The sequence below is a fragment of the Catellatospora paridis genome, assembly GCF_009720365.1.
GTDB lineage: Bacteria > Actinomycetota > Actinomycetes > Mycobacteriales > Micromonosporaceae > Catellatospora > Catellatospora paridis.
Genome location: NZ_WBZD01000020.1, coordinates 48,869 through 62,005, shown reverse-complemented (window position 1 = coordinate 62,005; position 13,137 = coordinate 48,869). Strand labels below are relative to the sequence as shown.

Sequence of the window (13,137 nt, the reverse complement as noted above, 5' to 3'; positions counted from 1 at the left end):
GCGCCCCTCCGCGCGCACGCGCCCCATGATCACTCGACTTGCCCGGCAGGTGTGCGAATGAGTGGTCAAGATACGCACGTATGCCAGGCAAGTCCGGCGATCACCGACGGCGCGCGAGGCGCGCGGGCGCGGCGGGCGAGGGTGCGGGGGCTGCTGGCGGTGGTGGCGTTCCTGGCGTTGACGCTGCTGCCGGGGTCGCCGGCGTACGCGCACGCGGCGCTGCTGCGCACCAGCCCGCCCGCCGGGTCGGTGGTGCCCGAGGCGCCCCGGGACGTGACGCTGACGTTCAGCGAACCGGTGTCGCCGGTCGCCGACAAGATCCGGATCATCGGGCCGGACGGGCAGCGGGCCGACCGCGGCAAGCCCACGGTCGAGGGCAACGTGCTGAGCATCGGCCTGCGCGAGGACGCCCCGCGCGGCACGTACCTGGTCAGCTATCGGGTGATCTCGGCGGACAGCCACCCGATCCCGGGCGGCTTCACGTTCTCGGTCGGCGCGCCCTCGGCCACCCCGGCGGCGCTGCCGGAGGAGAAGGTCGACACCACGATCCGCAACCTGATCGCGATCGGCAAGGCGATCGGATACGCCGGACTGGTGCTGCTGGTCGGTCCGGTGCTGGTGCTGACGCTGCTGTGGCCGGCCCGGCTCAGCCAGCGCGGCCCACGCCGGGTCATGTGGACCGGGTTCGGCGTGGTCGCCCTCGCCACCCTCGTGGGCCTGTACCTGCAGGCCCCGTATTCGACCGGCAGCAGCCTGACCGGGGTCACCGGCAGCGACCTCGGCGACGTGCTGGGCAGCCAGTACGGCATGGCGCTGCTGGTGCGGCTGGCGCTGCTGGCGGTGGCCGCGTTCCTGGTGCGCCCGCTGCTGGCCGGGCGCGACGGGATCGTGGACCGGGTGCTGCTGCTCGCGGTCGCCGCCGGGGCGGCGCTGACCTGGCCGCTGGCCGGGCACCCGGCCGCCTCGCCAGTGCCCGCCGTGTCCGTGGTCGTCGACGCGCTGCACCTGGCCGGGGCGGCCGTCTGGCTGGGCGGGCTGCTCATGCTGGCGCTGTTCCTGCTGCGCCAGGCCGACAACCGCGAGCTGGGCGCGATCCTGCCGATCTGGTCGCGCTGGGCGGCGCTGGCCGTGTCGACCGTGCTGCTGGCCGGCGTGGTGTCCGGGCTGATCCAGATCGGCACGCCGCGAGCGCTGATCGACACGACGTACGGCCAGCTCATGATCGCCAAGATCGTGCTGGTGGGCCTGATCCTGGTGGCGGCGTTCTTCGCCCGGCGGTGGACGAACAACGGGGCCGCCGAAAACCCGCGCCCGCTGCGCCGCGTCGTCACCACCGAGCTGGCCATCGCGGCCGTGGTGCTGGCGGTGACCGGCGCGCTGACGCAGACCACCCCGGCCCGCACCGCGCAGGAGACCGCCCAGCTGCCCGCCCAGCCGGTCATCTACTCCTCGACGCTGACCAGCTCGTTGTACACGCTGCAGGTGGAGGTCGACCCGGCCAAGCTCGGCGACAACGCGGTGCACCTGTACGCGTACAAGGCCGACGGCTCGCCGCTGCCGGTGGTGGAGTGGAAGGCCACCGCGGCGCTGCCGTCGGCGGGCATCGAGCCGATCACGTTCCCGATGCTCCAGCTCACCGACAACCATGCCAGCGGGCAGGTCACCCTGCCCACGCCCGGGGACTGGCAGCTGCGCTTCACCCTTCGCCTCTCCGAGATCGATCAGGATTCGGTCACCGCGACGGTGCCGATCTCATAGCGCTCTGAACGAGCCGTACGAAAGGTCCAGGCATGAAGATGACGCGCCGTTTCGGTGTGGTCGCGGTGACGGTGCTCGGTCTGCTGGCCGTCGCCGTGCCCGCGTCGGCCCACGTCACGGTCAACCCGAAGGAGGCCGTGCAGGGCGGCTACGCCCGCGTGGCGTTCCGGGTGCCGAACGAGTCCGACGACACGAACACCACCAAGATCGAGGTGTATCTGCCGGAGGACGCCCCGGTCGCGTCGGTCACCACGATGCCGGTGCCCGGCTGGACGGTGGCCGTGGCCAAGCGCAAGCTGGCCACGCCGATCGAGGTGCACGGCAGCCCGGTCAGCGAGGTCGTCTCCACGCTGACCTGGACCGCGAACTCGCCCGACGCGGCGGTCAAACCCGGCCAGTTCCAGGAGTTCCCGGTGTCCCTGGGCCCGCTGCCCAAGGTCGACAAGATGGTCTTCAAGACGCTGCAGACCTACTCCGACGGGGCGGTGGTGCGCTGGATCGACCCGCCCGCCAATGACGGCGCGGAGCCGGAGAGCCCGGCCCCGGTGCTGACGCTGCTGCCCGCGGCGGCAGGCGCGCAGGCGACCCCGGCGACGGACAACACCCTCGCCGTCGGCGACACCAAGAGCAGCGGCACGGACTGGCTCGGCGTGGCCGGTCTGATCGCCGGACTGCTCGCGCTGATCCTCGCCGGAGTGGCGCTGGCGCGCACCCGCAAGGAGCCCGCGCGCTAGTCATCCGCACGGTCGTCATCGGCCGGGTGCCCGCATCTGCCGGGTGCCCGGCCGCGTTGTCCCGGGAGAGCGCGCCTCGATCACCGGCGCGCGGAGAGCCTCGCCGTCCCACCGGCGAGCCCTGGGAGGACACCCGATGCGCGCTGTTCGTGTTCTCGTCGGCCTGCTGGCCCTGCTCGTGGCGGTGCCCGCGCTCGCCGCCGGCGGCGGTGCGGCCTGGCTGGCCCGCCACGACAGCCCCGACGGGGCGTTCCACGCCGCGATCGCCCCGCCGAAGGACCCCAACCGGGTGCTGGTGGTGCCGGACCTGGACGCGCTGCTGCAACGCGACGTGCCGTACGCGCGGATCGGTGCGACCACGGTGCGCCTGTCGGCGAGCTCGGCGAACACGCCCGCGTTCATCGGCGTCGCCGCACCCGACGAGGTGGCCGCATACCTGGCGGGCATCCGGTACACCGAGGTGGCGCAGACCGTCGTCGGGACGGGGCCGGTGGTGCTGCGCACCAACCGGATGGACGCGCCCGGCCGTGACCCGCGCGACCCGCTGTCCCAGGAGTTCTGGCTGCGGCAGGGACTGGGCTCGCTGTCCTGGAATCCGCAACTGGACCGGGGACAGCACCTGGCCCTGGTCGTGGTGCTGCGGGACACCCCGGCAGGCGGCGGGCCCGCGCTGCCGTCGGACGCGGCGACCCTGGACGTGGCGCTCGGCGCGAGCTGGCTCGGCTCGGCCTCGTGGGGTCTGCTCATCCTCGGCATGGTGCTGCTGATCCTGGCCTTCGTGACGCTGGCCTGGCCGGCCCGGACCCGCGAACAGGCGGCCGACACGGAAGACGGCGCGCTGACCGCGCTGCTGTCCACCGACACCCGGCCGGTGCTGTCCGGGGACACCGAGGTCACCCTGCCGCCGGCCCCCGAGCAGCGTGCGCCGCACGCGGACGAGCCGGGCGTACGCGTCGCGCAGGGCGGCGAGCGGGCCGAACGCGCGCCGCTGACCGTCCCCTGGGCGGGCGCGCCGTACACCGGCCCGACCGCCGCGCCGATCGTGACCTGCCTGCAGGCCGCGACGGTGCCCGCCAGGTCCGGCGCCGGGCCCGACGACGCCGCGCTCGGCGACACGATGCTCGCTGACACGCTGGCCGCCGACACGCTGTCCGCCGTCGGCACATTCGGCGTCGCCACCGCACCGGTCGTGCCCGCGATGCGCACCGTCGCCGCGCCTGAGCTGCCGTGGCCGCCGCCGCGCGGCACGCTGCCAGCGACCGAGCCGGTCCGGGAAGTGGTCACCGAGGAGTTCGTGCGGGAGTGGCTGACCCGGCCCGCGTGCGCGCTGCGGCTGGACCGCCCGCGGCAGCGGGCCTGACGGGGTTGCGGCAGACAAGTCGAGCGGCCCGCACGTACCGGCGTACGGGCCGCTCTCACCGGGGGAACGGTGTCACCACTTGGGGACCTGTCCCGGGGGAGACGTTGTCCCTGCCGTTCACGTTACGGCAAAGCCGTCAGAACGGACAAGACTGGCTAAATAGCTCTTGACGTGGGATAATCCCCTGGGCGATTGATCGGCAGGAAGACCAGCAGCACCAGGCTGAGCAGGACGTAGGCGTTGCGGGCCAGGAAAAGTCCCACGGTGTCGGTAGGCACCGCGGCCACGCCCCAGTCCACCACCGAGACCACGCCGATCACGCCGACGGCGTACGTCCCGGCCGCGAAGGCGAGCCAGCCCCACCGGCGGCCGTCACCCGCCCGCTGCGCGGCGACGAGCAGGGTCACGATCGCGGGCACGAACCAGTACAGGTGGTGCGGCCAGGTGATCGGGCTGATCAGCCCCGAGACGAGTCCGGTCAGCGCCAGCCCGGTCACCGCGTCCCCGGCCAGGCCCGCCCGCGCCGCCCGCCACATGCCGAACCCCAGCACCACCACGGCCAGCAGCAGCCAGAGCCACTTCGCGGGCTGCTCCGGCGCGACGAACCGGGCCAGCAGGCCCTGCAGCGACTGGTTGCCGGTGTAGTCGAGGCGGCCCACCCGGGCGGTGTCCCACAGCGCCGAGGTCCAGAAGTCCCACGAGGCCCGCGGCGCGATCGCGGCGGCCAGCAGGGTCACACCCGCGGCCGCGCCCATCGCCGTGAACGCCGCCCGCCACTGGCGGGTGACCAGCAGGTACACGATGAACAGGCCGGGGATCAGCTTCAGCGCGGTGGCCACGCCGATGCCGACGCCGGTCCACTTCGAGCCGCGCGGCCCGAGCACCAGCAGGTCCATCATGATCAGCAGAATCAGCAGCATGTTGATCTGGCCGAACGTGATGGTCTCCCGCAGCGGCTCGATGGCCAGCACCAGCGGCGCGCCGATGCCCACCGCGTACCAGGCCGGCCACCCCTGCCGGCGGGCCAGCGGGGCCACCAGCCAGTAGGTGGTGACCACCACGGCGGCGACGGTGCCCAGCGTGAACAGCGCCTGGGTCACGCCCAGCGGCAGCAGGCCGAACGGGAACAGCAGCAGCGCCGCGAACGGCGGGTAGGTGAAGTACAGCGCGCCCTGCACCCGGTCGGGCTGGGCGTAGTCGTACAGGTCGTGGCCGTCGCCCCACCAGTTCACCGCGGACATGTAGATCTTCAGGTCGAAGAAGTCGTGCTCCACGCGCAGCCGCCAGAAGGCGACGGCGGCCAGCGTGAGCACGGTGAGCACGGTGAGCACCCGCACGAGCGGGTCGCGGGTGCGGACCTCGGACATGGTCGCCACCCTATCCGCCGGGCGGGTCACCGGGGCATGGCCCCGGCGCGACGGTGGCGGCACTGACAGTGCGTGCTTACGGCGTACGCTGTGCCGGTGGGAGATCTGCGAAGCGCCGACCATCTGGTATGGATCGACTGTGAGATGACCGGCCTGAACCTGGGTAGCGACGCCTTGATCGAGGTAGCGGCCCTGGTCACCGATGCCAACCTGAACGTGCTGGGCGACGGGGTGGACGTCGTGATCCACACCGACGACGCCGCCCTGGACGGCATGGTCGACGTGGTGAAGCAGATGCACGAGAAATCGGGCCTGACCGAGGCGGTGCGCCGGTCCACGGTCACCGTCGAGCAGGCCGAGGACATGGTGCTGGAGTACGTCGCCAAGTACGTCACCGAGCCGCGCACCGCACCGCTGTGCGGCAACTCGATCGCCACCGACCGGGGCTTCATCGTCCGGGACATGCCCCGTCTCGACACGCACCTGCACTACCGCATGATCGACGTGTCGTCGGTCAAGGAGCTGTGCCGTCGCTGGTACCCCCGGGTGTACTTCGGCCAGCCGGAGAAGGGGCTGGCCCACCGGGCCCTGGCCGACATCCGGGAGAGCATCCGCGAGCTGCGCTACTACCGCGAGGCGATCTTCGTGCCGCAGCCCGGTCCGGACGTCGACGAGGCCAAGCGCATCGCGGCGACGATGCTGCTGCCCTGAGATGCTGCTGCCCTGAGTAGTGGGGGACACAGCGATACCCGCTCGACGTGATGCCGGGGGATACCGCTATCATTGGTCAGTCGCCGCGGCCGCGAGGTCGTCGGTGATGCGATGGTGGTCGTAGCTCAGCTGGTAGAGCACCGGGTTGTGGTCCCGGGGGTCGCGGGTTCAAGTCCCGTCGATCACCCCATACGAGAAAGCCCCGGCGGGAATCCCGCCGGGGCTTTCTGCTGCTCGTCAGGCGCTCGGTGTGCCCGAGGGGCCCGCGGAGGGGGTGCCGGACGGGCCGGTGGACGGCGCCGTCGACGGGTCGGGCGTGGGCTCGGCCGGCGGGGCGTACGGAATGGCGCTGCCCTTCACGTACTGCTCCCAGGTCTTGTCCCAGTCGGTCCAGCCGTTGCCGTAGTCGAGTCTGCGGGGCGTGCCCTTGGTGGTGATCGGCGTGCCGATCAGGGTGTTGGCGAACAGCCAGGCGGCGTTGGCCATGGACACGTTCACGCAGCCGTGCGACACGTTGGTGCGGCCCTGGTTCTGCACCGACCACGGTGCGGCGTGGATGAACTCGCCGCCCCAGGTCATCCGCTGGGCGTACTCCACCGGGGTGCGGTAGCGGTTGGCCGGGTTCGGGGCGTCCATCGTGTCGAAGACGGTGTTCCGCTTCTTCTCCATGATGATCATCGTGCCGCTGGAGGACGGCATGCTGGGACGGCCCAGGCTGACCGGGATCGTCTTGATGACCTTGCCGTCCTGGTGCACCGTCATCTTGTGGGTCTTGTCGTCGACCACCAGCTGCAGGTCCGGCCCGACCTTGCAGACCAGCGTCGAGTTGCGGCGGCCGTAGTAGCCGCCGCCCATCGGCAGGCCGCCGGCCCGCACGTCGACGGAGATCGTCGTGCCGGCCTTCCAGAACGTCTTCGGCCGCCAGTGCAGCTCACGAGCGGTGTACCAGGTCCAGATGCCTTCGTGGAACGGCTCGGTCTGCACCATCAGGCGCCGCTGGACCACGGCCCGGTCGGCCTTCGCGATGTCCCGGCTGGTCCTGAAGATCAGCACCATGCCGACGCCGACGACGGCGTTGTCGGCCAGGAAGCTGCTGATCCCGACCAGCTTGGTCGGCTGGGCCATGGTGGTGAACGTGGCGGTCGCGGTGGCGGGCTTGCCGTCGTCGCCGGTCGCGGTCACCGTCGCGGTGTAGACCGTGCCGAAGGCCAGTGCCTTCTCCGGCAGCCAGCCCGCGCCGTCGGGGTGCATGGCACCCTGCACCTCGACGCCGTTGGCGTCCTTCAGCGAGACCGCGGTGGTCACGGCCTCGGTCGCGGCGAACACCAGCTCCGCGCTGGCCGGCACGTCCTTGGCGTCGGCAGCCGGGCCGCTGATCGTGACGGTCGCCTTCGGCGGCGTCTCGACCGGCTTGTCGCCGTCGCCGTTCGCGCCGTTCCAGACCGGGGACTTGTCGCCCGTGCAGGCAGCCAGGCCGGCCACTCCGGCGACACCCGCGCCGGCAAGGCCGAGCGCGGTGAGCGCGCGCCGCCGGGTCATGGACATGGGGGTCGGGAGATCGGGGGTGGGCATAGGCTCCTCACCAAGATCGAGGGGTGTACGCGCGATGCGCCTGTCCATACTGCCTCAACGACGCTCACGCTGAGGACTTGGTTGCATCCAGTGAGGCTGCACACCGTTACATCAGAGGATAAAACGGACTAGTTTGTCGGATCCGACGGGGACGGGGTCACCGCAGCGGGGCTGACGCTCGGCGAAGGCGAGGGCGCCACCGCCGGCACCGGCTCCAGCAACTCCTGCGGAACCGGCAGGGCGCTGCCCTTGACGAACTCCTTCCAGCTCAGGTCCCACGCGGTGAAGCCGTTCCCGCGCTCCAGCTTCACCCCCGTGCCCTTGACCGTCACCGGGTCGCCCACATGCGTGTTCTGGAACAGCCACACCGCGTTGCCGTACGAGACGTTCAGGCAGCCGTGCGACACGTTGCGGTTGCCCTGGTCGCCGACGCTCCACGGGGCCGAGTGGATGAACTCGCCACCCCAGGTCAGCCGCTGCGCGTACTGGATCGCCACCCGGTACTGATCACCCGGCTCGCCGGTGGTGTCGAAGATGGTGGACTCCTGCTTGTCCATGATCACCATGGTGCCGGAGGAGGACGGCGTGCTCGCCTTGCCCAGGCTCACCGGCATCGACTTGACCTTCTTGCCGTTGCGGAAGACCTCGATGTGCTTGTTCGAGTTCTTGACGATCAGCTCCAGCTTCTCGTCCGCGATCTTCGCGGTGGCCTTCCGGTCGTCGTCGCCGAACCGGCCCTCGCCCATCGGCAGACCCTTCAGCGCCGCCCGCACACTGAGCACCGTGCCCGGCTTCCAGTACTCCGGCGCCCGATAGGTCACCTGCCGCCCGCTCATCCAGTGCCACACCCCCGGCTGCGCCGGCGTGGTCGTCACGAACAGCCGCGACTCCACCTGCGCCCGCGCCGACTCCGGGATCTGCTCGGAGAACTCCACCACGACCGGCATCGCCACGCCGTAGGTGTTGCCGTCGAACAGGTACATGCCCGTGAAGACCTGCCGCTGCGGCTCCGCCATCGTGCTGAACGAGGTCGACTTCGTGATCGCCCGCCGCCCGTCGGTGGCCGTCACGGTGACCGAGTAGCGGCCCTTGTACTCCAGCGGCCGGTCAGGCACCCAGGACGTGCCGCCCGGCCGCATCCGGCCCGGGATCAGCCGGCCCTTCGCGTCGGCCAGGGCCACCGAGCGGACACCGGCGTTCGCGACGCTGATGCCGATCTCGGTGCTGACCGGCAGATCCTTCTGCTCGGCGGCCGGCGTGAGCTCCAGCGTCTGCGCGGGCGGGGCCGGCGCAGGCGCGGCACCTGGTGCGACACCGGCGGGATCGCCGATGTCGCAGGAGGTGAGCGGTACGAGAACCACGGCCGTTGCCGCGGCGAGGCCGAACCTGCGGAGAGCACCCATGAGCCACCTACCCGTTACAACCGTTATGTCCCGGTTCACATACTGCCGCAGGCGGGTGCGACGTGTGGGCGGTTCCGACGGAATCTCGGGATACGGGCGCGCCGCGCGATGATCTTCGAGTGAGCGTGCTCACACCGGCCCGTTGTGACGCTCTGTGGTCGGAATTCGGTGACCGGCGCGGGTGCCGTTGTGTGGGGGTATGGGGCGTTGTGGCGGGCGCTTTGTCGGGATTTAGCGGTGCGGGCTGCGAGTGCGCTAACCGATTGGAGAACCCCCGGATCGTCATGCTAAGGTTCTCTCCGTTGCCAACGAGCGCCGCTAGCTCAATTGGCAGAGCAGCGGACTCTTAATCCGCGGGTTCGGGGTTCAAGTCCCTGGCGGCGCACCAACAAAGCCCCATCTGACCTGGTCAGATGGGGCTTTTGGCAGCTCCGGCCAGTACGCGCGGATGTCGAGCAGCGTGGCGACCCACGGCCACGTTCCGAGCGCGATCAGGACGTGGCCGTGAGCTTCTCGAAGTCCGGGGCGTACACGGTCATCCAGTGGGGATGCAGCCGGTAGTAGACGACCTCGTCGTCCCAGTCGAAGGCGTCGGCGCCGTAGAAGTCCTTGAAGTAGGCGAGCAGTTCCGGCCAGTCCGCGGCCGGCTCGCCCTGCTTCGGGTTGAGGATCTCCACCTGGCCGTGCGTGAACACGCCCAGGTCCTCACCGCGCAGGTGTGCGGCGCTGACGGCGGGCCGGGCGGCCAGATGGCGGGCCTTGGCGGCGGTGCGCGCCGTGCCGAAGTGCCACTTTCCATGCAGGAAGTGCCCGTCCACACCGCTGATCCGCGGCTCGCCCTTCGCCGTCACCGTGGACAGCGCGAGCGTGCACATGCCGGTGAGGACCTGGGTGAGCTGTTCCGCGGTCAGCGTGCGTTCCGCGTTGATGATCGAGCGGAGATGCGAGGTGGAGCGGGACAGGGAGGCGTGGAGCAGGGCCTGGAGTTCGACCAGGTCTTCCGTCGTTTCGCGCACCGTGCCACGGTATCCGGCGTCAGGCCGACTCAGGTGGTCCGGCAGGCGCCTCCGGCGTCGGGTCCAGGGCGGTCTCCGGTCTGCGGCCGCTCATCAGCATCGCCACGCCGACCGCCACCGGCAGCCAGATGATCAGCACCAGTCGGTCGACTTCCGGCGCGATCGGGTGGGCGATCAGGATGAGCAGGCCGGTGGCCCCGGCCGCGGCCCAGACCAGCGCCATGCGTGCGGGCAGCGCACGGAACAGCGCCGCGTATCCGATCACCAGCGCGGCGAGCACCGTGGACGCCGCGGACGGCGCGCCGCCGCTCCACCACTCGTTGAGCCGGGCCGGCCAGAACTCCCGGTTGAGCTGGGCCAGCCGGGTCCACGGGTCGGGCACGTCGGGCTGGGTGAAGTGCATGGTGAACTTGTCCTGGAGGGTCTCCGACGCGCCGGGGATGTGCAGCGCCGCGCTCAGCGCCAGCCATACCGCTGTGGCGGTGCCGGCGGCCGCGGTGAACAGCAGCAGGCCCGCGTCCCAGCCGTCCCGCCGCCGGTGCCACAGGACCAGGCCCGCCCCCGTCACGGTCAGCGCCAGCGACAGCAGCAGCCCGGTGGCCGGCTTGGTCGTCGCGGTCGCCAGTAGCGCGATCAGCATCCCGATGGCGGTGAGGCGGCGGGTGGCCGCCGTCGAGCCGGGGCGCAGCAGCGGTATGGCGGCGCACAGCGCGGCCAGCGCGAAGGCGGTGGCGCCGGCCTCGCCGAGCAGGCGGGACAGCCAGAACCCGGTCGGCAGCAGGAACAGCAGCAGGGTGGCGAACAGCGAGCTGATCGGCCCGCCGCCGAGCAGCCGCACGGCCAGGGCGGCCAGCACTCCCGCGAGGACGGCCAGCAGCGCGGTGGCCGCGATCAGCCCGCGCTCGCCGAACGCCTGCACGAACGGTGCCGCCACCAGCGAGTAGCCGGGACGGGTGGTGAAGATCCGCTGGTATCGAGGCGGCAGCCCGGATGCCCACTGCCTGGTGCCGGGCAGGCAGTCCTGGCCCCGGGTCGGGGACGGCATGCGCTGGCGGCAGACCAGCTCGGCGGCGAAGCGCTCGGCGTCGGCCTCCGGCGTCCCGCCGATCATCGCGGCCTGCCGGGCGTACCAGTAGGTGTCGGGGTAGGCGTGCCTGTCGACACTTTCCCAGCGAACGACCCAGAGCAGGCCGGACAGGGCGGCGGCGGCGAGCAGCAACAGGAGCAGGCGGGCCCGCGCGGAGGGGGAGCGCAGCCTGCCGACGGCGTGGGCCGGACCGCCGAAAGCCGATATTCCGAACATCTCCCCGCGCTCCCCGTGAAGGAAACGGCACGCTGCCACCAGGGCACCGACCGGAATGAATCGCCTGCGGCGAGGTTAACGCGTCCGAGGGAGCGGCGGCTGTCCCTCGGCTCGAGCGCATGCCCGTGACGGGGTGCGCCCGCTCGCTCTCGCCCAGTAATTGATCAACTTACTGTTCACGCGGGCAATCCCCGCTGATCACCGAGACCACTCGGTGAGTTCGCGAAGGCTCGGCAGAGTCCTCGGCTGGTCGCGTCCTCGGCGTGACGCAACCCAGGAACCGGAGCGTCGTCCTTGTCTCCCTACGCACATCGACCGTGCCGCGGCACGTCGATCGTCCTCGCGCTGGTGGCGCTCGCCGCGACCGTGCTGGTCCCGGCCGCCCCGGCGGGAGCGCACCCGTTCGGGGACCCGCAGACCGTCGCCATCGCGCCCGACGCGGTCCGCCCCGAGGTCGTGCACGTGCGCTGGAAGGTCGGCGGCGTCGACGACCTGACCCTGCTCGGGGTCGCGCTCGGCCTGCTGCCGCAGGACCGGGTCATGCTCGACGGCGCGGTCTTCTTCCACGAGGAGGACGCGGCGACGATCGGGCCGTCCGGCGAGCTCACCGCCTACCTGCTGAAGCAGATCACGGTCGACAGCGGCGGCCGGGCCTGCGCGGGCGCCGTCCTACCCCCGGGCGACCTGGCGCGGACCGGCGTGACCATCGACTACACCTGCCCCGGGCCGGTCGGCACGGTCGCGGTCGCGGTGCGGACGCTGACCGACCTCAACCCGGCCTACCGCACCATGGCGAGCGGTCCCGGCGGAACCCGCGCGGTGTACGGCGCCGACCAGCCCTCGCACGACTGGGTGCTCGGTGACGCTCCTCCGCCGGCGGTTGCGGACCTGGGCCGCAGCGCCGCCGTCCAGATCGGCGCCGTGCTCGGCGGCGTGCTGCTCGTCGTGGTCGGCGGACTGGCGCTGGTCCGCCGCGCAAACCGTCGACGGCGGGTGGCCGCATGACGGCCGCCGCACCGGCCGCGTCCATCACGGACCAGTTGCAGAACCTCATCCACGCGCCGGGCGTGCCGCCGCTGGCGTTCGGGCTCGCGTTCGTGGCGGGCGCGGCGCACGCGGTGGCGCCGGGGCACGGCAAGAGCCTGGCCGCGGCATACCTCATCGGGTCGCGCGGCCGGATCCGCGACGCCGCCTGGCTCGGCGGTTCGGTCGCCGTCATGCACACCGTCTCGGTCCTCGTCATCGGCCTGGCCTGGACGTTCCTGTCCCTCTCGGACGTCTTGGGCATGGCGGAGCTGACCAGCTGGCTGCAACTGCTCGCCGGGCTGATCGTGCTGGCCACGGGCCTCGCCCTGGTGCGCCGGCACGTCCGCGGACACGCCGGATCGCACAGCCACACCCACACCCACCTTCACTCGCACGGCGTCGACAGCGCGCACGGTGCCGAACTCGATTCCACGCACGCCCATGGCTTCGCACTCAGCACAGACCACACGCACGACCACTCGCACGGACACGGACACACCCACGGGGGCGGCTCGGGCAAGCGGCCCGGGTTGGTGCTGCTCGGGATCTCCGGTGGGCTCACCCCGTCTCCGGCGGCGTTTCTCGTGCTGGTGACCGGGTTGTTCATCGGGCGGCCCGGGTTCGCGCTGCTGCTGGTGATGACGTTCGGCATCGGCATGGCCGTGGTGCTGTTCGGGGTCGGCGTGCTGGCCGTCGCGGGCGGGTCCCTGGTCGTACGCGGCTCGCGGTCGAGCGGCCTGCTTCATCTCGCCACCCGGGTGGCCCCTGTTCTCGCCGCCGCCGGCATCACCTTGTTCGGCGTCGGTGTCACCGCTGTCGCAGCGGTGCAGCTCACGAATGTCACCTAAGGAGACACCCCCTCATGATCCACCGTTTCCGACTGGGAC

11 protein-coding genes and 2 tRNA genes are annotated in these 13,137 nt (G+C 71.5%); 8 read left to right on the top strand and 5 right to left on the bottom strand.

Annotation, left to right across the window (positions count from 1 at the left end):
- Positions 1-57: 57 nt before the first annotated feature.
- From F9C41_RS32860 to F9C41_RS32850, 3 genes are all read left to right on the top strand, one after another.
- Entirely contained in the window at positions 58-1,758 is a 1,701-nt protein-coding gene (locus tag F9C41_RS32860) for a copper resistance CopC/CopD family protein (protein WP_155390743.1), read from the top strand.
- 32 nt (positions 1,759-1,790) lie between these two features.
- The gene (locus F9C41_RS32855; protein ID WP_155390742.1) at positions 1,791-2,492 is read left to right on the top strand and encodes a YcnI family copper-binding membrane protein; all 702 of its coding nucleotides are present in this window, start codon (positions 1,791-1,793) and stop codon (positions 2,490-2,492) included.
- A 136-nt stretch (positions 2,493-2,628) separates the two neighbouring features.
- Positions 2,629-3,852 carry a hypothetical protein gene (locus tag F9C41_RS32850; protein ID WP_155390741.1) on the top strand — a complete coding sequence of 408 codons (1,224 nt, stop codon included), beginning with the start codon at positions 2,629-2,631 and terminating at the stop codon, positions 3,850-3,852.
- Between the two features lie 155 nt (positions 3,853-4,007).
- Here the strand turns inward: F9C41_RS32850 and F9C41_RS32845 are convergent, their stop codons facing one another.
- Positions 4,008-5,219, bottom strand: coding sequence for a glycosyltransferase 87 family protein (locus tag F9C41_RS32845; RefSeq protein WP_155390740.1), 1,212 nt, complete (start codon positions 5,217-5,219; stop codon positions 4,008-4,010).
- A 105-nt stretch (positions 5,220-5,324) separates the two neighbouring features.
- Between F9C41_RS32845 and orn the strand changes: the two genes are divergently transcribed.
- Together orn and F9C41_RS32835 are read left to right on the top strand one after the other, a co-directional pair.
- The gene (gene orn, locus F9C41_RS32840; RefSeq protein WP_155390930.1) at positions 5,325-5,930 is read left to right on the top strand and encodes an oligoribonuclease; all 606 of its coding nucleotides are present in this window, start codon (positions 5,325-5,327) and stop codon (positions 5,928-5,930) included.
- Positions 5,931-6,044: 114 nt separating this feature from the next.
- Positions 6,045-6,120: transfer RNA gene (locus F9C41_RS32835), tRNA-His, on the top strand.
- Positions 6,121-6,167: 47 nt separating this feature from the next.
- Here the strand turns inward: F9C41_RS32835 and F9C41_RS32830 are convergent.
- Together F9C41_RS32830 and F9C41_RS32825 are read right to left on the bottom strand one after the other, a co-directional pair.
- Positions 6,168-7,502: an Ig-like domain-containing protein gene (locus F9C41_RS32830; RefSeq protein ID WP_155390739.1), complete on the bottom strand. Its 1,335-nt coding sequence runs from the start codon at positions 7,500-7,502 to the stop codon at positions 6,168-6,170.
- A 128-nt stretch (positions 7,503-7,630) separates the two neighbouring features.
- On the bottom strand, positions 7,631-8,905 hold the full coding sequence (locus F9C41_RS32825; RefSeq protein ID WP_155390738.1) for a L,D-transpeptidase: 1,275 nt from the start codon (positions 8,903-8,905) through the stop codon (positions 7,631-7,633).
- A gap of 312 nt (positions 8,906-9,217) precedes the next feature.
- Between F9C41_RS32825 and F9C41_RS32820 the strand changes: the two genes are divergently transcribed.
- Positions 9,218-9,293, top strand: a tRNA-Lys gene (locus F9C41_RS32820).
- Positions 9,294-9,396: 103 nt separating this feature from the next.
- Here F9C41_RS32820 and F9C41_RS32815 read toward each other — a convergent pair.
- Together F9C41_RS32815 and F9C41_RS32810 are read right to left on the bottom strand one after the other, a co-directional pair.
- Positions 9,397-9,921: a pyridoxamine 5'-phosphate oxidase family protein gene (locus tag F9C41_RS32815; protein WP_155390737.1), complete on the bottom strand. Its 525-nt coding sequence runs from the start codon at positions 9,919-9,921 to the stop codon at positions 9,397-9,399.
- A 19-nt stretch (positions 9,922-9,940) separates the two neighbouring features.
- Complete coding sequence (locus F9C41_RS32810; RefSeq protein ID WP_155390736.1) at positions 9,941-11,224, bottom strand: hypothetical protein; 1,284 nt, start codon at positions 11,222-11,224, stop codon at positions 9,941-9,943.
- Positions 11,225-11,518: 294 nt separating this feature from the next.
- On the opposite strand from F9C41_RS32810, the gene F9C41_RS32805 reads away from it, so the two are divergent.
- On the top strand, positions 11,519-12,229 hold the full coding sequence (locus F9C41_RS32805) for a hypothetical protein (RefSeq protein ID WP_155390735.1): 711 nt from the start codon (positions 11,519-11,521) through the stop codon (positions 12,227-12,229).
- Positions 12,226-13,098, top strand: a complete 873-nt coding sequence (locus tag F9C41_RS32800) for a cobalt transporter (protein WP_155390734.1) — start codon at positions 12,226-12,228, stop codon at positions 13,096-13,098. The genes F9C41_RS32805 and F9C41_RS32800 overlap by 4 nt, the downstream gene beginning before the upstream one ends.
- Positions 13,099-13,137: the final 39 nt, after the last annotated feature.